The 17,359-nt window shown below is 70.5% G+C and carries 16 protein-coding genes; 15 read left to right on the top strand and 1 reads right to left on the bottom strand.

Translation table 11 applies throughout. The features are described from left to right. Positions 1-26: 26 nt before the first annotated feature. Positions 27-377 (bottom strand): DUF1844 domain-containing protein, encoded by a 351-nt coding sequence (locus tag DEJ03_RS16340; RefSeq protein ID WP_027466553.1) that lies wholly within the window; start codon positions 375-377, stop codon positions 27-29. A gap of 284 nt (positions 378-661) precedes the next feature. Here DEJ03_RS16340 and infC point away from each other — a divergent pair, with 284 nt between their 5' ends. The 15 genes from infC (at position 662) to tyrS (ending at position 16,873) form a co-directional block, all read left to right on the top strand. Beyond that, positions 662-1,336, top strand: a complete 675-nt coding sequence (gene infC / locus DEJ03_RS16345) for a translation initiation factor IF-3 (protein ID WP_081827403.1) — start codon at positions 662-664, stop codon at positions 1,334-1,336. Positions 1,337-1,396: 60 nt separating this feature from the next. Next, entirely contained in the window at positions 1,397-1,591 is a 195-nt protein-coding gene (gene rpmI / locus DEJ03_RS16350) for a 50S ribosomal protein L35 (protein WP_017887976.1), read from the top strand. 27 nt (positions 1,592-1,618) lie between these two features. Beyond that, on the top strand, positions 1,619-2,002 hold the full coding sequence (gene rplT, locus DEJ03_RS16355; protein ID WP_017887975.1) for a 50S ribosomal protein L20: 384 nt from the start codon (positions 1,619-1,621) through the stop codon (positions 2,000-2,002). A gap of 65 nt (positions 2,003-2,067) precedes the next feature. Beyond that, positions 2,068-2,919 carry an RNA methyltransferase gene (locus DEJ03_RS16360; RefSeq protein WP_110865437.1) on the top strand — a complete coding sequence of 284 codons (852 nt, stop codon included), beginning with the start codon at positions 2,068-2,070 and terminating at the stop codon, positions 2,917-2,919. Between the two features lie 96 nt (positions 2,920-3,015). Further along, on the top strand, positions 3,016-4,056 hold the full coding sequence (gene pheS, locus DEJ03_RS16365) for a phenylalanine--tRNA ligase subunit alpha (protein ID WP_110865438.1): 1,041 nt from the start codon (positions 3,016-3,018) through the stop codon (positions 4,054-4,056). Next, positions 4,056-6,548 (top strand): phenylalanine--tRNA ligase subunit beta, encoded by a 2,493-nt coding sequence (gene pheT / locus DEJ03_RS16370; RefSeq protein ID WP_110865439.1) that lies wholly within the window; start codon positions 4,056-4,058, stop codon positions 6,546-6,548. Before pheS ends, pheT begins: the two co-directional genes overlap by 1 nt. A 77-nt stretch (positions 6,549-6,625) precedes the next feature. After that, positions 6,626-7,723, top strand: a complete 1,098-nt coding sequence (locus DEJ03_RS16375) for an N-acetyl-gamma-glutamyl-phosphate reductase (RefSeq protein ID WP_110865440.1) — start codon at positions 6,626-6,628, stop codon at positions 7,721-7,723. Then, the gene (gene argJ / locus DEJ03_RS16380; protein WP_110865441.1) at positions 7,720-8,919 is read left to right on the top strand and encodes a bifunctional glutamate N-acetyltransferase/amino-acid acetyltransferase ArgJ; all 1,200 of its coding nucleotides are present in this window, start codon (positions 7,720-7,722) and stop codon (positions 8,917-8,919) included. The genes DEJ03_RS16375 and argJ overlap by 4 nt, the downstream gene beginning before the upstream one ends. Next, on the top strand, positions 8,919-9,971 hold the full coding sequence (argB, locus tag DEJ03_RS16385; RefSeq protein WP_110865442.1) for an acetylglutamate kinase: 1,053 nt from the start codon (positions 8,919-8,921) through the stop codon (positions 9,969-9,971). The genes argJ and argB overlap by 1 nt, the downstream gene beginning before the upstream one ends. After that, positions 9,968-11,191: an acetylornithine transaminase gene (locus tag DEJ03_RS16390; RefSeq protein ID WP_110865443.1), complete on the top strand. Its 1,224-nt coding sequence runs from the start codon at positions 9,968-9,970 to the stop codon at positions 11,189-11,191. Before argB ends, DEJ03_RS16390 begins: the two co-directional genes overlap by 4 nt. Then, positions 11,188-12,111, top strand: coding sequence for an ornithine carbamoyltransferase (gene argF, locus DEJ03_RS16395; protein WP_110865444.1), 924 nt, complete (start codon positions 11,188-11,190; stop codon positions 12,109-12,111). Before DEJ03_RS16390 ends, argF begins: the two co-directional genes overlap by 4 nt. A gap of 18 nt (positions 12,112-12,129) precedes the next feature. After that, the gene (locus DEJ03_RS16400; protein ID WP_110865445.1) at positions 12,130-13,326 is read left to right on the top strand and encodes an argininosuccinate synthase; all 1,197 of its coding nucleotides are present in this window, start codon (positions 12,130-12,132) and stop codon (positions 13,324-13,326) included. Positions 13,327-13,364: 38 nt separating this feature from the next. Next, positions 13,365-14,801 (top strand): argininosuccinate lyase, encoded by a 1,437-nt coding sequence (gene argH / locus DEJ03_RS16405; protein WP_071405137.1) that lies wholly within the window; start codon positions 13,365-13,367, stop codon positions 14,799-14,801. Then, positions 14,798-15,496: a DNA-3-methyladenine glycosylase gene (locus DEJ03_RS16410; protein WP_110865446.1), complete on the top strand. Its 699-nt coding sequence runs from the start codon at positions 14,798-14,800 to the stop codon at positions 15,494-15,496. The genes argH and DEJ03_RS16410 overlap by 4 nt, the downstream gene beginning before the upstream one ends. Positions 15,497-15,559: 63 nt before the next feature. After that, entirely contained in the window at positions 15,560-16,873 is a 1,314-nt protein-coding gene (tyrS, locus tag DEJ03_RS16415) for a tyrosine--tRNA ligase (protein WP_110865447.1), read from the top strand. Positions 16,874-17,359 lie beyond the last annotated feature (486 nt).

Below are 17,359 nucleotides of genomic sequence, written 5' to 3' on the forward strand. Positions count from 1 at the left end.
TCCCGTCCGTCTCCGGGTGACGTCGTCTAGTTGACGGGACCCGTGTACTTCTCGCCCGGTCCGGCACCGATCGGGTCCGGGATCGCCGACGCCTCGCGGAAGGCGAGCTGCAGCGACCGGAGTCCGTCGCGGAGCGGACGGGCGTGGTGGTCGCCGATCTCGGTCGCAGCGGCGGTGACCAAGCCGGCCAGCGCGGTGATCAGCTTCCGCGCCTCGTCCAGGTCCGTCTGCTCCTGCGGGTCGTCTGCCAGGCCGACCTTGACGGCCGCGGCACTGAGCAGGTGCACCGCAACGGTGTTGATGAGTTCGACCGCCGGCACCTCCGCGATGTCCCTGGCGGCGTCGATGCCGGTGTCGTCGATCGGGGTGTCGCTCACGGTGCTCCTCTGCTAAGCTTGCTCGCGGCAGATGCTGTCCGTGTGCCATCAGACTTTCTGATCACATCCGGACGGTGTCACGAAAGAGGAGTCTCTCCCACCCGCGGCCGCGTTCCACCAGGCTACCGGGTCACCACCGCTCCGCGAGTGCACGTGTTGCACTCGTCGGTCGGATCCCTCGGATCCGATGCAGGGCGGCTGCCGAACGGGCCGACATCCCGTGCGTCAGATCTCCTCTCTCGTGCTGTCGTCCAGGGCAAACGCCCCGGACGGCCACCACCTGATTGAAGGAGCTCCGCATCACCGATCCCCGTACCAACGACCGAATCCGCGTTCCCGAAGTCCGACTCGTCGGTCCGCAGGGTGAGCAGGTCGGCGTTGTCCCGATCGCCATGGCACTGCGTCTCGCGCAGGAAGCCGAACTGGATCTGGTCGAGGTCGCGCCGAACTCGAAGCCGCCCGTGGCCAAGATCATGGACTACGGCAAGTTCAAGTACGAGGCCGCTCAGAAGGCCAAGGAAGCCCGTCGCAACCAGGTGAACACGGACCTGAAAGAGGTCCGTTTCCGCCTGAAGATCGACGTGCACGACTACGAGACGAAGCGCAAGCGCGCCGAGGGGTTCCTCCTCGGCGGCGACAAGGTGAAGGCGATGATCCTCTTCCGTGGCCGCGAGCAGTCGCGTCCGGAGCAGGGTGTCCGTCTCCTCCAGAAGTTCGCGGAAGAGATCGCCGAGTTCGGTGTCGTCGAGTCGCGTCCGACCCAGGACGGTCGCAACATGACGATGATCATCGCCCCGCTCAAGAACAAGTCCGACGTCAAGGGCGAGCAGAACGCCAAGCGTGCTGCACAGAAGGCCGAGCGTCGTGCCACCGAGCACGCCGCGAAGGGCAAGGACGAGGCTGAGGCCGGTTCCACGTCCGAGGCAGCTGCGGAATCCACGGACGCCGCGGCCGAATAGGTCCCCGGACCGAACCCGCAACGACGCGGCCCCCCATCCATCCCACGGAAAGGCACCACCATGCCCAAGCAGAAGACCCACTCCGGGTCGAAGAAGCGCTTCAAGGTCACCGGTACCGGCAAGATCATGAAGCAGCAGGCCGGTATGCGTCACAACCTCGAGGTCAAGAGCTCCAAGCGCAAGGCCCGCCTGAACGAGGACCAGGTCCTCTCCAAGGGTGACGCGAAGAACGTCAAGAAGCTCCTCGGCCACTGAGCCCCCGGATCGTAAAGGAATAGTGCAATGGCACGAGTAAAGAGAGCGGTCAACGCCGCCAAGAAGCGCCGCGTCATCCTCGAACGCGCCGAGGGCTACCGCGGCCAGCGTTCGCGCCTGTACCGCAAGGCCAAGGAGCAGGTCACCCACTCCCTCGTCTACGCGTACCGCGACCGTCACGCGAAGAAGGGCGAGTTCCGTCGCCTGTGGATCCAGCGCATCAACGCTGCGTCCCGTGCGAACGGCCTGACCTACAACCGCCTCATCCAGGGTCTCAACCTGGCCGGCGTCGAGGTCGACCGTCGCATCCTCGCCGACCTCGCGGTGAACAACCCCGAGACCTTCACCGCGCTCGTCGAGACCGCGAAGAAGGCCCTCCCGGCCGACACCTCGGCCCCGAAGGCTGCGTAGTCAGTTCTTCTGCTCGCGAAACCCCCGCCGCATGGCGGGGGTTTCGTCGTTCCTAGACTTGGGTCGTGAGCGATCTCCTCGAGAACCCCCGTGCCGGACGCGTGAAGGCCGTTGCGGCCCTGGCCAAGAAGGACGTCCGGGCCGAGACCGGCCTGTTCCTGCTGGAAGGGCCCCAAGCGGTCCGCGAAGCGCTGGAGTACGCCCCGGAGCTCCTGCGCGAGCTCTACGTGACCCCGACCGCCGCAGCCCGCTACGGGCTGGACGACGCGCCGGTGGACACCTGGTTCGTGACCGAGCAGGTGCTCGACGCGATGGCCGACACGGTCACCCCGCAGGGCGTGGTGGCGGTGTGCCAGCAGTTCCCGACGTCGGTGAAGGACGTCTTCCCGGACCGCGCTTCGGCCGCCGCCGACCGGGAGGCTCGTGATGCGTCCGACGAGCAGGCCGCGTTGCCCGGACTGGTCGCCATCCTCGAAGAGGTGCGGGACCCGGGGAACGCCGGCACGATCATCCGGGCCGCCGACGCGGCCGGCGCCGACGCGGTGGTGCTGACCGGACGCTCGGTCGACCCGTACAACCCGAAGGTCGTCCGGTCGACGACCGGGTCCCTGTTCCACGTCCCGGTGTCCGTCGGCGTGACCCTGGCCGACACGATCGAGCGGGCGAAGGCCCTCGGTTACACGGTGCTCGCGGCGGACGTCTCCGGCGACGACCTGCCGGTGGTCCGCGCCGAGGGGATGCTCGACGGTCCGACCGCGTGGGTCTTCGGCAACGAGGCCCGCGGACTCACCGCCGACGACCTGGCGCTCGTCGACCGCGCAGTCAAGGTGCCGATCTACGGGCAGGCGGAGTCGATGAACCTCGCCACCGCTGCGTCGGTGTGCCTGTACGAGTCGGCCTTCGCGCTCCGGAGCTGACGCTCCTCCCTCCCCAGGCCGGTCGTCGGCGTCGGTCATCCACCGTCCGCTCGGTGCAGGTGGGTGGTATCCCGACGGCCGGTAGGCTTGGGTCTCGTGTCAGAACCTCTCGAGATCAGCGAATCGGCCGTCGCCGACGCGGTGGACGCGGCCCTCGCCGCCGTCCGTGCCACGACGACGGTCGCCGAACTGAAGCAGGCCAGGGCCGAGCACACCGGTGAGCAGTCACCGTTGGCGCGGATGAACGCATCGATGCGCAGCGTGCCGCCGGAGCAGAAGGCCGCGGCGGGCAAGCTCGTCGGGCAGGCCCGTGGGCGGGTGAACGCGGCGATCGCCGAGCAGGAATCCGTCCTCGCGGTGGCCGAGGAACACGCACGGCTCGAAGCCGAGCACGTCGACGTCACCGCGTTGCCGGTCCACCGCGCCACCGGCTCCCGCCACCCGCTCTCGCTGCTGAACGAAGCCGTCGCCGACATCTTCGTCGGCATGGGGTGGGAAGTGGCAGAAGGCCCCGAGCTCGAGCACGAGTGGTTCAACTTCGACGCGCTGAACTTCGACCAGGACCACCCGGCCCGGGCCATGGCGGACACGATCTTCGTCGAGCCCGTCGACCGGCACCTGGTCATGCGCACCCACACCTCGCCGGTGCAGGTGCGGTCGCTGCTGTCGCGCGACCTCCCGCTGTACGTGATCGCGCCGGGTCGCGTCTACCGTGCCGACGAGCTCGACGCCACGCACCTGCCGGTCTTCACCCAGGTCGAGGGCATCGCGATCGACAAGGGCCTGACGATGGCGCACCTGCGCGGGACGCTCGAGCACTTCGCCCGGCAGATGTTCGGCGCCGAGGCGCAGATCCGGCTCCGCCCGAACTACTTCCCGTTCACCGAGCCCAGCGCCGAGATGGACGTCTGGCAGCCGAACGCCAAGGGTGGCGCGCGGTGGGTCGAGTGGGGTGGCTGCGGCATGGTGAACCCCAACGTCCTGCGTGCCGCCGGGATCGACCCGGACGAGTACCAGGGCTTCGCGTTCGGCATGGGCATCGAGCGGACGCTGCAGTTCCGCAACGGCCTGAACGACATGCGTGACTTCCTCGAGGGCGACATCCGCTTCTCGCAGCAGTTCGGAACGGTGGTCTGATGCGCGTCCCACTCCGTTGGCTCGGTGAGTCCGTCGACCTCCCCGAGGACGTCACCCTCGAGCACGTCCACGCGGCGCTCGTGTCGGTCGGCTTCGAGGAAGAGGACGTCCACACCTTCGACCTGACCGGTCCCATCGTGGTCGGTCGGGTCCTCGAGCGCGTCCCCGAGCCGCAGAAGAACGGCAAGACCATCAACTGGTGCCAGGTGGACGTCGGCGAAGCCGAGCCCCGCGGCATCGTCTGCGGCGCGCACAACTTCGACGTCGGCGACCTCGTCGTCGTCACGCTGCCCGGCGCGGTCCTGCCGGGGCCGTTCCCGATTGCCGCCCGCAAGACCTACGGGCACGTGTCCGACGGCATGATCGCCTCGGCCCGCGAGCTCGGGCTGGGCGACGAGCACGACGGCATCCTGCGCTTCGCCGACCTCGGCATGGACCCCACCGTCGGTGCCGACGCCATCGCGCTCCTCGGCCTCGACGACGCCGCGGTCGAGATCAACGTCACGCCGGACCGCGGCTACGTCCTCAGCATGCGCGGGGTCGCCCGTGAGTACGCGCACGCCACCGGAGCCAGCTTCCACGACCCCGTCGACCGCGTCGCGCCGCGTGCGGCCGAGGGGTTCCGGGTCGCGATCGACGACCAGGCCCCGATCCGGGGTCGGGCCGGAGCGTCGACGTTCGTCACGCGCGTCGTGCGCGGGATCGACCCGACCGCGAAGACACCGTCCTGGATGGTGTCGCGCCTGTCGCTGGCCGGGGTGCGCTCGATCTCCCTCCCCGTCGACATCACGAACTACGTCATGTTCGAGCTCGGCCAGCCGCTCCACGGCTACGACCTGCAGACCGTCGCGGGCGGCCTCGGCGTGCGCCGGGCGACCGCTGGCGAGACGCTCGAGACCCTCGACGGCACGGTCCGGAAGCTCGACCCCGAAGACCTCGTCATCACCGACGACGACGGTCCCGTCGGCCTCGCCGGCGTCATGGGCGGAGCCCGCACCGAGATCTCGGCGAGCACCACCGACGTCCTGATCGAGGCCGCCGGGTTCGACCAGGTCTCCATCGCCCGCACCGCTCGTCGCCACAAGCTCCCCAGCGAGGCATCCCGTCGCTTCGAGCGCGGGGTCGACCCGCAGGTGGCCGAGGCCGCGGCGAACCGTGCCGTCCAGCTCCTCGTCGAGCTCGCCGGCGGTACCGCTGACGCCCTCGGATCCACGCTCGTCGACACCGAGCCGCGGGCGACCGTGACGATGCGGCTCTCGCGTCCGGCCGAGCTCGTCGGCGTCGAGTACACCGACGCCGAGGTCATCGACACGCTCCGTGCGATCGGCGCCACGGTCGAGACCGACGGTGAGCAGCTCGCGGTCACCCCGCCCACCTGGCGTCCCGACCTGACCGACGACACCACCCTCGTCGAAGAGGTCGCACGCATCGTCGGCTACGACCGGATCCCCAGCGTGCTGCCGGTCGCTCCGCCCGGTCGGGGCCTGACCCGGCACCAGCAGGCTCGTCGTCGGGTCGCCTCGGCGCTGGCCGCGGCGGGCCTGACCGAGGTCGTCACGGCACCGTTCGTGTCGGCGGCCACGCAGGACGCCTACCCGGGGATCGACCCGCAGGGCGGACCGAGCGTCGTGCTCGCGAACGCCCTGGACAGCGAGCAGAACCTCCTGCGCCGGAGCGGCGTTCCGGCCCTGGTCGAAGCTGCCCGTCGCAACGTGTCGCGCGGGCTCGTCGACGTCGCGCTCTACGAGACGTCCCGGGTGTTCCTGCCGGTGACGGGCGTGACGCTCGGCACCGACGAGGTCCCGGCGGGCGCCGCCCGGCCCGACCGTGCAACGCTCGAGGCGCTGGACGCCTCGCTGCCCGCCCAGCCCTTCCACGTCGCCGCGCTGCTCACCGGCCACCGGGTCGTCAAGCAGCCCGGCACCACGGCAGAACCGTTCGGCATCGCCGACGCGATCGACGCTGCCCGCCAGGTCGCCTGGGCCGTCGGTGTGGAACTCACCGTCGCGCAGACGACCCACCCGTCCCTCCACCCGGGCCGGGCCGCGTCGCTGCTCGTCGACGGCACGGTCGTGGGCGTCGCCGGTGAGCTCCTGCCCGAACTGGCCGAGGCCGCCGTCCTGCCCCGGGTGGTGGCGGTCGTCGAGCTCGACCTCGACGCGCTGGTCGCCGCGGCCCCGGAACTCGTCGCGGTCGCGCCGATCGTCTCCTACCCGGCGGCCACGCAGGACCTCTCGCTCGTCGTCGATGCCAGCGTGCCGGCCGGTGACGTGCTGGATGCGGTGCGCTCTGGCGCCGGAGACCTGTTGGAGTATGCTCGGCTCGTGGATGACTACCGGGGCTCCGGCGTGGACGAGGGACAGAAGTCCCTGACGTTCGCCCTGCGCTTCCGTGCCACGGACCGCACGCTGACCGCTGCCGAGGCCACCGAGGCCCGTGACGGCGCTGTCCGACGTGCCGGCGAGCGATTCGGGGCGACCCTGCGCGACTGACCCACACGGGATCAGCACCGCCCGGGGTCGCCGCCTCCGACTCTCTCGACGACCAGTCCGACCAAAGGTGGAATCCCATGTCCGTATCCGTCGCCGTGGCGGGAGCCTCCGGCTACGCGGGTGGTGAGCTCCTGCGCGTGCTCTCCGCCCACCCCGAGTTCGAGGTCAGGACGGTGACGGCGTTCTCGAACGCCGGACAGCCCCTGATCGCGACCCAGCCGCACCTCCGTTCACTGTCGCACCTGACGCTGGCGGAGACGACGGCCGAGACGCTGCGCGGGCACGACGTGGTCTTCCTGGCGCTGCCGCACGGCCAGTCGGGTGCGATCACCGCGGAACTCGGCGACGACACGCTCGTCATCGACTGTGGCGCGGACCACCGGCTGACGGACCCGGCGGCGTGGGAGCGGTTCTACGGCGGTGACTACTTCGGCGCGTGGACCTACGGGCTGCCCGAGCTCCTGCTCGCGGCGCCCACCCCGGGTTCGGCCGATGAATGGCGCGAGGTCGACGACATCGCGTCGCAGGGCAAGCAGCGTTCCGCCCTGGTCGGCACGAAGCGCATCGCGGTCCCCGGCTGCAACGTCACCGCGGTGACGCTCGGCATCCAGCCGGGCATCCAGGCCGGCCTCGTCGAGTCCGACGACCTCGTCGCAGTGCTCAGCGTCGGCCCGAGCGGTGCCGGCAAGAAGCTGGCCACGACCTACCTGGCCTCCGAGATCATGGGGTCCGCCAGCGCGTACGCCGTCGGCGGCTCGCACCGGCACGTCCCCGAGATCGAGCAGAACCTGCAGGTCGCGGGGGCCGCCGACGTGACGATCTCGTTCACGCCGGTCCTGGTCCCGATGTCGCGGGGCATCCTGGCGACCACCACCGCGAAGCTCTCGCCCGGCGTCAGCGCACGCGACGTCCGACTCGCCTGGGAGCAGGCGTACGCCGACGAGCCCTTCGTCCACCTGCTGCCCGAGGGCGAGTTCCCCCGGGTCGCGGACACGATCGGTGCGAACACCGCGCTCGTCGGCATCGCCGTCGACGAGGCCGCCGGCCGCGTCGTCGCGGTGACCGCGCTCGACAACCTCGCCAAGGGCACGGCCGGCGCCGCCGTCCAGTCGGCGAACATCGCCCTCGGTCTCCCCGAGACCACGGGCCTCAGCGTGGACGGAGTCGCACCGTGACCGACGCAGGCGCGACCACCCAGACCGAGCCGGGCCTCCAGGGCGTCACCGCGGCAGCGGGCTTCCGCGCCGCCGGTGTCACCGCAGGCCTCAAGACGAGCGGCAAGCCGGACGTGGCGCTCGTCGTCAACGACGGCCCCGACGCGGCCGTGGCCGCCGTCTTCACCAGCAACCGAGCCCAGGCGCACCCCGTGATCTGGTCCCGCCAGGTCGTCGGGGACGGCGTCGCCCGTGCCGTCGTCCTGAACTCCGGCGGCGCGAACTGCTTCACCGGCCCGTTCGGCTTCCAGACCACGCACCTGACGGCCGAGGCCGTGGGCGACGCCCTCGGGATCGGAGCCGGCGACGTCGTCGTCTGCTCCACCGGGCTCATCGGTGTCGGCGACCAGACCTTCCGCGACAACGTGCTCCGTGGCGTCGACCTGGCGAGCACTGCACTCAGCAGCGACGGCGGCCCGGACGCGGCGACCGCGATCATGACGACGGACACGAAGGCCAAGCAGTCCGTCGTGACCGAGGACGGCTGGACCGTCGGCGGCATGGCCAAGGGCGCCGGGATGCTCGCCCCGGGCCTCGCGACGATGCTCGTCGTCATCACGACCGACGCCGTGCAGACGCCGGACCAGCTCGACCAGGCGCTCCGCGCCGCCACCCGCATCACGTTCGACCGGGTCGACTCCGACGGCTGCATGTCCACGAACGACACCGTCGTGCTGCTGTCGTCGGGTGCGAGCGGGGTGACGCCCGAGGTCGGTGACTTCCAGGAGGCCCTGACCGCGGTCTGCGCCGATCTGGCCCGCCAGCTGCAGCAGGACGCCGAGGGTGCCAGCCACGACATCGCGATCGAGGTCGTGCACGCCGCGACGGAGGACGACGCCGTGACCGTCGGTCGGAGCGTCGCCCGGAACAACCTGTTCAAGGCGGCTGTCTTCGGCAACGACCCGAACTGGGGCCGGGTGCTCGCAGCGATCGGTACGACCGACGCCGAGTTCGACCCGTACGCGGTCGACGTCAGCATGAACGGCGTCCGGGTCTGCCACGCGGGCGCACCCGATGAGCCGAGCGACACCGTCGACCTGACCCCGCGTGACACCCACGTGCGCATCGACCTCGGTGTCGGCACGCACTCGGCCACGATCCTGACCAACGACCTCACGCACGACTACGTGCACGAGAACAGCGCGTACTCCAGCTGATGGCGGCGGACACGAACGGGGCCGGCACGCCCCTCACGAAGGAAGAAGAACACGAGTTCGCCGCGGTCAAGGCCGCGACGCTCATCGAGTCGCTGCCCTGGCTGAAGCGCTTCTCGGGCAAGGTCGTCGTGGTCAAGTTCGGCGGCAACGCCATGGTGAACGAGGACCTGAAGCGCGCCTTCGCCGAGGACATGGTCTACCTGCGCTACGCCGGTCTGCACCCCGTCGTCGTACACGGCGGCGGCCCGCAGATCTCCGCGGCCCTCAAGGAACAGGGCATCGAGTCCGAGTTCCGCGGCGGCTACCGCGTCACGACGACCGAGGCGATCACGGTCGTCCGCGACGTCCTGGCCGGCGAGGTCAACCGCGAGATCGTCGACTTGATGAACGAACACGGCGAGGGCCTGGCCGTCGGCGTTTTCGGCGACGGCGGCTCGCTGTTCACCGGCGAGAAGAAGGGCGTCGTCGTCGACGGGCAGGAGTACGACCTCGGCCACGTCGGGGACATCACCCACGTCGACCCGTCCGGTGTGCTCGCCGCGATCGAGGCCGGCCGGATCCCGGTCGTCTCGAGCATCGCGATCGACGACGCGCACCCCGACCAGGCACTCAACGTGAACGCGGACGCTGCGGCGGGTGCCCTGGCGATCGCGCTGCGGGCCTCGAAGCTCATGATGCTCACCGACGTCCCCGGCCTGTACCGCAACTGGCCCGACCGTGACTCGATCGTCGACCTCATCGCCGTCGACGAGCTCCGCGAACTCCTGCCGAGCCTCGAGTCGGGGATGATCCCGAAGATGACCGCGTGCCTCGACGCCGTGGTCGGCGGGGTCGGCGGTGCGACGATCATCGACGGCCGGATCCCGCACTCGATCCTGCTCGAGGTCTTCACCCTGCGGGGTGCGGGCACCGAGGTGATCCCGGACCCGAGCCGACGAACCGAGAACCAGATGACCCACGCCGAGATCGGCCGTCGCGTGGCGTCACCGTCGATCGACAGCAGTACCGGCCAGCACGTGGCGGGTACGGACGAGAAGGGACACCAGCAGTGAGCACCGAGACGCAGACCGAGACCTGGAACGACCGGTTCGGGGCGTCGCTCATGCGATCCCTGACCCCGCCCAAGATCATGCTCGAGCGTGGCCAGGGCTGCCGCGTCTGGGACGTCGACGGCAACGAGTACCTCGACTTCCTCGCCGGCATCGCGGTGAACTCGCTCGGCCACGCGCACCCCGCCCTGGTGGAGGCGATCGCCGACCAGGCCGCGAAGCTCGTGCACGTGTCGAACTACTTCGCCACCCCGCCGCAGCTCGAACTCGCCGAGCGCCTCAAGCGCATCACCGGTGCGGGCGACGCCGGCCGTGTCTACTTCGGCAACTCCGGCGCCGAGGCGAACGAGGCCGCGTTCAAGCTGGCCCGCCTCAACAAGGGCGCGGACGGCACCAAGACCCGGATCCTCGCGCTCAAGCAGGGCTTCCACGGCCGCACGATGGGCGCGCTCGCGCTCACCGGCAAGCCCGCGCTGCAGCAGGACTTCCTGCCGATGATCCCGGGCGTCGAGCACATCGACACCTCGATCGAGGCGCTCGAAGCGTCCATCGACGACTCCGTCGCCGCCCTGATCCTCGAACCCATCAAGGGCGAGGCCGGCGTGGTCGACCTGCCCGAGGGCTTCCTGCTGGCGGCACGCCGACTGACCGCGGAGCACGGCGCGCTGCTGATCCTCGACGAGATCCAGACGGGTGTCGGCCGGACGGGCAACTGGTTCGCGTTCCAGGGCCACGGGGTGACGCCGGACGCCATCACCGTCGCGAAGGGCATCGCCGGTGGCTTCCCCATCGGCGCCCTCGTCACGTTCGGCTGGGCGTCCGACCTGTTCTCGGCCGGCCAGCACGGGTCGACCTTCGGCGGCAACCCGCTCGGCACCCGCGTCGCCAACGCGGTGCTCGAGGAGATCGAGCGTGCGGAACTCGTCGCCGGCGCAGTGGTCAAGGGCGAGCGGATCCGTGACGGCATCCGCGCCATCGGTTCCCCGCTGGTGGAAGAGGTCCGTGGCACCGGCCTGCTCATCGGCGTCGGTCTGACCGGTCCGATCGGTCCGGCCGTCAACGCAGCCGCCCTCGAGCGTGGCCTCATCATCAACGCCCCCAACGAGTCGAGCCTGCGCATCGCGCCGCCGCTCATCGTGTCCGACGCCGAGATCGACGAGTTCCTGTCGATCCTCGCCCAGAGCCTCGCGGCCGTCGCCGCAGCGCAGGAGCCCACCGCATGACCCGCCACTTCCTCCGTGACGACGACCTGAGCCAGGCCGAGCAGTCCGCGATCCTCGACATCGCCGACCGCATGAAGGCCGACCGCTGGGCGGAGAAGCCGCTGGCCGGTCCGCAGAGCGTCGCGGTGATCTTCGACAAGTCGTCGACCCGCACCCGGGTGTCCTTCCACGTCGGTATCTCCGACCTCGGCGGCAGCCCGCTGATCATCTCGACGGCGAACAGCCAGCTCGGCGGCAAGGAGACCCCGTCGGACACCGCCCGCGTGCTCGAGCGCATGGTGTCGGCGATCGTGTGGCGCACCTACGGTCAGGCCGGGCTCGAGGAGATGGCCGCCGGCACGACGGTCCCCGTCGTCAACGCGCTGTCCGACGACTTCCACCCCTGCCAGCTCCTCGCCGACCTGCTCACCATCCGGGAGCACCGCGGCGCCCTCGCCGGGCAGACCGTGGCATTCATCGGCGACGGTGCGAGCAACATGGCGCAGTCGTACCTGCTCGCCGGGGCGACGGCGGGCATGCACGTCCGCGTCGCAGCCCCCGCCGAGTTCTCCCCGTCGCCGCAGGTCGTCACCGACGCCGAGGAACGCGCCGCCGTGACGGGCGGCTCCGTCCTCGTGGTGAGCGACCCGGTGGCCGCGGTCGCGGGTGCCGACGTGGTCGTCACCGACACCTGGGTGTCGATGGGCAAGGAGTCCGAGAAGCAGTCGCGCCTCGACACCTTCGCGGGGTACCGCGTCGACGACGCGCTCATGGCGCACGCCGCCGACGACGCCGTCTTCATGCACTGCCTGCCGGCTGACCGCGGGTTCGAGGTGACCGCCGACGTCATCGACGGCCCCCGCAGCATCATCTGGGACGAGGCGGAGAACCGTCTGCACGCCCAGAAGGCGCTGCTGGCCTGGCTGCTCGCCAACGACTAGCCGACGGACCGATCACCAGTGGCTGACCGCGTCGTCCTCGCGTACTCCGGCGGTCTCGACACCTCCGTCGGGATCGGCTGGCTGCGCGACGCCACCGGCAAGGACGTCGTCGCGCTCGTGGTCGACGTCGGCCAGGGCGGCGAGGACCTCGAGGCGGTCCGGCAGCGTGCGCTCGACTGCGGCGCCGTCGAGTCGCTCGTCGTCGACGCCAAGGACGAGTTCGCCGACGAGTACATCGTGCCGGCGCTCCGGGCCAACGCGCTCTACCAGAAGCGGTACCCGCTCGTCTCGGCACTGAGCCGCCCGCTCATCGCGAAGCACCTCGCACTGACGGCGAAGCAACTCGGTGCCGACAGCGTCGCGCACGGCTCCACCGGCAAGGGCAACGACCAGGTCCGCTTCGAAGCAGCCGTCGCGGCGATCGCACCGGACCTGCGGACCGTCGCCCCGGTGCGGGACCTCGCCCTCACCCGCGACCGCGCCATCGCCTACGCGCAGGAGCACCGGCTGCCGATCCAGCACTCGGAGCGGGAGCCGTGGTCGGTCGACCAGAACGTGTGGGGCCGAGCGGTCGAGACCGGGCTCCTCGAGGACCCGTGGACCGCCCCCGCCGACGACCTCTACGCGACCACGCAGGACCCGGCGCTCCCGCAGCAGGCCGACGAGGTCACGATCACCTTCGACCGCGGTGTCCCGGTCGCCCTCGACGGGCAGCGGTTCAGCGTGCTGCGCATGGTGCAGGAGCTCAACGCGGTCGCCGGCAAGCACGGCGTCGGGCGGATCGACGTCGTCGAGGACCGGGTGGTCGGCATCAAGTCGCGCGAGGTCTACGAGGCGCCGGCCGCGATCGCGCTCATCGCCGCGCACGAGGAGCTCGAGAGCCTCACCCTCGAGCGCGACGTCGCCCGGTTCAAACGCGGCGTCGAGTCCGAGTGGGCCGACCTGGTCTACGACGGCCTGTGGTTCGGCGGACTCAAGCGCAGCCTCGACGCGTTCGTGGAGCACACCCAGCAGCACGTCTCCGGCGACGTCCGGTTGCGGCTGCAGGGCGGGCGTGCCACCGTGACGGGCCGTCGGTCGGAGCAGAGCCTCTACGACTTCGACCTGGCGACGTCCGACACCGGCGACGCGTTCGACCAGTCCGTGTCCAGGGGGTTCATCGAGCTCTGGTCACTGCCCAGCAAGATCTCCGCCCGCCGCGACGCGGCGAACTGACCGACAGCCGCACCACAGACGAAACGACGCAGGACGACATGACCGACGAGAAGACCGACGCCACCAACACCGGTGCCCTCTGGGGCGGCCGCTTCGCCGACGGCCCGAGTGCGGCCCTCGCTGCGCTCTCGAAGTCGACGCACTTCGACTGGCAGCTCGCGCCCTACGACATCGCGGGGTCCCGTGCCCACGCCCGAGCGCTGCACACCGCGGGCTACCTGACCGCCGATGAGCTCGAACGGATGCTCGCCGGCCTCGACCGGCTCGAAGCGGCGCACGCCGACGGCACACTGCAGCCCGACGACTCCGACGAGGACGTCCACGGCGCCCTCGAACGCCTGCTCATCGCCGACCTCGGTCCCGAACTCGGTGGCAAGCTCCGCGCGGGTCGCAGCCGCAACGACCAGATCGCCACCCTCGGCCGCATGCACATGCTCGACCACGGGCGGCGCATCGGCCGGCTCGTGATCGACCTCGTCGACGCGATCACCCAGCAGGCGACCGAGCACCCGGCCGCGATCATGCCGGGGCGCACGCACCTGCAGCACGCACAGCCCGTGCTCCTGGCCCACCACCTGCTCGCGCACGCCTGGCCGCTCGTCCGCGACCTCGAGCGCCTCCGCGACTGGGCCGGCCGCGCGAGCGTCAGCCCGTACGGTGCCGGTGCGCTGGCAGGGAGTTCGCTCGGCCTCGACCCCGCCGCGATCGCCGCGGAGCTCGGCTTCGACCGTCCGGCGGATAACTCGATCGACGCCACGGCAGCCCGTGACGTCGTCGCCGAGTTCGCGTTCGTCCTCGCGCAGATCGGCATCGACGTCTCGCGCCTGTCGGAAGAGGTCATCCTCTGGAACACGAAGGAGTTCGGCTTCGTCCGGCTCCACGACGCCTTCTCGACCGGCTCGAGCATCATGCCGCAGAAGAAGAACCCGGACATCGCCGAGCTCGCCCGGGGCAAGTCGGGGCGTCTGATCGGCAACCTGACCGGGCTCCTCGCAACCCTCAAGGGACTGCCGCTGGCGTACAACCGCGACCTGCAGGAGGACAAGGAGCCGGTCTTCGACTCCGTCGCCACGCTCGAGGTCCTGCTGCCCGCGTTCACCGGCATGATCGCGACCCTGACCTTCGACACCGACCGGATGGCCGAGCTCGCGCCGCAGGGCTTCTCGCTCGCGACGGACGTCGCCGAGTGGCTGGTCCGCCAGGGGGTCCCGTTCCGGGACGCGCACGAGGTCTCCGGCGCGCTCGTCCGGTACTGCGAGGAGCGCGGCATCGAGCTCGACGAGCCGACCGACGACGAGTACCGGTCGGTGTCCGAGCACCTCACGCCCGACGTCCGTGCCGTCCTGACCATCGAGGGCAGCGTCGCATCGCGCTCCGGCGTCGGGGGCACCGCACCCGACCGGGTCGCCGAGCAGCTCGCGTCCGTCACCCGCCGCGTCCGCGACCTGGCCGAGGGCGCGCCCTTCTCGCGATGACCGAGGGGATCGCCGCGCTGCTCGCCGAGCCCGCCCCGATCGCCGCGCCGGCCCTGCTCGGTGCGACGATCGCGGGGCGCGGCGTGGTGCTCCGCATCACCGAGGTCGAGGCCTACTCCGGCCCCACCGACCCCGGATCACACGGTCACCGGGGGATGACGGAGCGCAACCGCCACCTGTTCGGTCCGCCCGGCACGCTGTACGCCTACCGCTCGTACGGCATCCACACCTGCGTCAACGTCGTGAGCGGGCCTGCCGGCACCTCGTCGGGCTCCCTGCTGCGCGGTGCGCAGGTCGTCGAAGGACTCGACGTCGCGCGAGCGCGTCGCGGGTCGAAGGTCGCGGACGTCGCCCTGGCACGCGGGCCCGGCAACCTCGGTGGTGCGCTCGGAGCGGTCCTCGGGCAGGACGACGGCACGTCGCTCCTCGACGGGTCCGGCCCGTTCGAGCTCACCCTGGCACCCGGCCTGGAGGCCCGGCTCGCCTCTGCCGGACCGGCCCACGTGATCGACGAGCTCCTGTCCGAGACCCTGGCCGGTCCGCCCGCGGGCGCTGCGGTCCCGCGGATCTCCCGGGGCCCGCGCACCGGCGTCGGCGGCATCGCCGGCGGGGCGCGGTACCCCTGGCGCTTCTGGCTGACGGGTGACCCCACGGTCTCGACGTACCGGCGGCACAAGGGCGCCCTCGACTCGTGAACCCGGCCACGGGCCTCCCGGCTGCCGCGCCTGCCGGACGTCCGTCGCCGCTACGATGGCGGGGTGTCCAGTGATACCGCTCAAGACGTCCTGACGCGCCAGCAGAACGACCCCGCCTTCGACTCGGTGTGGGACGAACTGCAGTGGCGCGGTCTGGTGCAGGTCTCGACCGACGAGACCGCGCTGCAAGAGGCCCTCGACGGTGAGCCGATCACGTACTACTGCGGCTTCGACCCCACCGCGCCGTCGCTGCACTGCGGCAACCTCCTGCAGCTCCTGACCATGCGTCGGCTGCAGCTCGCCGGGCACAAGCCGCTCGCGTTGGTGGGTGGTTCGACCGGTCTCATCGGCGATCCGCGTCCCACGGCCGAGCGCACGCTGAACACGCCGGAGACCGTGGCGGAGTGGGTGTCCCGGCTGCAGACCCAGGTGTCCCGGTTCCTCAGTCCGGACGGCGACAACGGCGTCCGGCTGGTGAACAACCTCGACTGGACCGCACCGTTGTCGGCGATCGACTTCCTGCGCGACATCGGCAAGTACTTCCGCGTCAACTCGATGCTCAAGAAGGACGCGGTGGCCGCACGGCTGAACTCTGATGCGGGGATCAGCTACACCGAGTTCAGCTACCAGATCCTCCAGGGGCTCGACTACCGCGAACTCTGGCGGCAGTACGGGTGCACGCTGCAGACCGGCGGCTCGGACCAGTGGGGCAACCTGACCTCCGGTACCGAACTCATCCGTCGTGCCGAAGGTGCCACGGTGCACGCCCTCGGGACCCCGCTCATCACGAACTCCGATGGGACGAAGTTCGGCAAGAGCGAGGGCAACGCCATCTGGCTCGATGCCGAGATGACCTCGCCGTACGCGCTGTACCAGTTCTGGCTCAACACGGCGGATGCCGACGTGATCGCCCGGCTGCGGCAGTTCACGTTCCTGACGCGTGCCGAGATCGAACGACTCGAGCAGGTCGTCGCCGACGAACCCTTCCGACGAGAGGCCCAGCGGACCCTGGCGTTCGAGGTCACCTCGATCGTGCACGGAGTCGCGGCGACCCAGGCGGCGATCGATGCCGCGGCCGCGCTGTTCGGCAACGGTGACCTCGGTGCGCTCGACGTGGAGACCCTGCGGTCGGCGATCGCCGCGCTGCCGGGGTCGGTCACACTCGACTCCGGAGCGGACGTCGCACGGGCACTCGTGGAGACCGGACTCGTGAAGTCCCTCGGTGAAGCCCGCCGCGCGATCGACCAGGGCGGCGTCGCCGTGAACAACGTCCGGGCCGAAGACCCGGCCGCCCCGCTGTCCGGCGTCGCCCTGCCCGGGGGACTGCTCGTGCTGCGTCGTGGCAAGAAGACCCTCGCCGGAGTGACGCTCGCCTGATCCCGGTTGATCGACCCCTGTGATGCCCGGTTCCCCTGTGATGCCCGGTTCCCCTGTGGAACCGGGCATCGCTGCGTCCGGGCGACGTGTGTTGCACAACGCGACACGCCCGGGATGGGGGCTGGCTTGGCGCACTCGCTCAGGGCTGCGTATAGTTCTTACTCGTCACCCCAAAGGTGCGGCGGAGCGGCTGGAGCGAAAGCCCAGAGCACGTCGGCCCTCAAGCGGGACCATCCTCCACTGGAGTTCAGATCGGGCCTTGCGCCGGATCGCTTCGACGCCTAGGATGACAAGCCCACCGGTTCTCTCCCCTCGGGATGAGCCACTGGACCTCCGGGTCCGACGAACAACCGGTGGCAGCCAAGAACACAAGCCTTGTGGCTGAAGCTCGAACTCGAGCCGAGGAGCAAGTGCGTCTGGTCCTTGAGAACTCAACAGCGTGCACATTGTCAATGCCAATTTATTGATTGACCTCGTGCCTGGTCG

Source organism: Curtobacterium sp. MCLR17_043 (assembly GCF_003224215.1).
Lineage (GTDB): Bacteria > Actinomycetota > Actinomycetes > Actinomycetales > Microbacteriaceae > Curtobacterium > Curtobacterium flaccumfaciens.

Coding starts and splice junctions, on each gene's coding strand:
- argF (WP_110865444.1), top strand. CDS start 11,188: ATGACCCGCCACTTCCTCCGTGACGACGACCTGAGCCAGGCCGAGCAG.
- argH (WP_071405137.1), top strand. CDS start 13,365: ATGACCGACGAGAAGACCGACGCCACCAACACCGGTGCCCTCTGGGGC.
- DEJ03_RS16375 (WP_110865440.1), top strand. CDS start 6,626: ATGTCCGTATCCGTCGCCGTGGCGGGAGCCTCCGGCTACGCGGGTGGT.
- DEJ03_RS16410 (WP_110865446.1), top strand. CDS start 14,798: ATGACCGAGGGGATCGCCGCGCTGCTCGCCGAGCCCGCCCCGATCGCC.
- argB (WP_110865442.1), top strand. CDS start 8,919: ATGGCGGCGGACACGAACGGGGCCGGCACGCCCCTCACGAAGGAAGAA.
- rplT (WP_017887975.1), top strand. CDS start 1,619: ATGGCACGAGTAAAGAGAGCGGTCAACGCCGCCAAGAAGCGCCGCGTC.
- pheT (WP_110865439.1), top strand. CDS start 4,056: ATGCGCGTCCCACTCCGTTGGCTCGGTGAGTCCGTCGACCTCCCCGAG.
- rpmI (WP_017887976.1), top strand. CDS start 1,397: ATGCCCAAGCAGAAGACCCACTCCGGGTCGAAGAAGCGCTTCAAGGTC.